General features: G+C 46.0%; 1 pseudogene. It reads right to left on the bottom strand.

Features of this window, described 5'->3' with window-relative positions:
* Positions 1-713, bottom strand: a pseudogene (locus R7O13_RS27000) (hypothetical protein); the annotation flags it as partial.

Below are 713 nucleotides of genomic sequence, written 5' to 3'. Positions count from 1 at the left end.
TTTCTTTGTCTTGGTTTTCTGCACGCGTGTACTGCGCACGAACAGTACCAAAGTGCGAGGAATCCCACGCAATCATCGCATCGACTTCTTTATCATTTAGCGCAGTGAAATGCATGTGGTCACCATGAGCATGACCATCGTAGCTTTCCGCTTCGCCGTAACGAACGCCAGCAGACCAGCTAGGGTTAAATCGGTATACACCCGAAACGTAATATGCTGTTAAGTTATCAGGGGATTCAGCGTCATCTTTAAATTTGCTGTCGACCACACCATCCAACAACATGTACTCGGCAGAAAACGTAAAGTTGCGGTACTTGTAGTTACCATCCGGGGCCCATTTCCAAACAAAATCAGCACCATAAAGATTCGCACCAGTAATCGTAGCAACGTGGCTATGTTCATGGTCATGACCGGTATCAGCATGATGATCATGGTCAGCAAATTCTTCCACCTTGCCGTTCTTATTTCGCAGGTAACTCAAGCCAAATTGCCAACTAGAAGAATCTGAAATGTCGCTACCTAGTTTTAATGTTGAGGTAAATACACCAACGTCAGAGCCCTCATCCACTGCCGACATCTTGCTGCCACTTAGCGCCTCAACACCAAATTTCACAAACAGATCTGTCGGAAGAACAAGGCTCGTTCTCACGCCATCATCATAGTAATGCGAACCAAGAAACGTTCGGTACGCTAATGGACGCTCAACAAAACTA

Source organism: Vibrio sp. Y176, assembly GCF_033438945.1.
The sequence above is the reverse complement of the archived record's forward strand: the minus strand, read 5'-3'. Positions and strand labels throughout refer to the sequence as shown.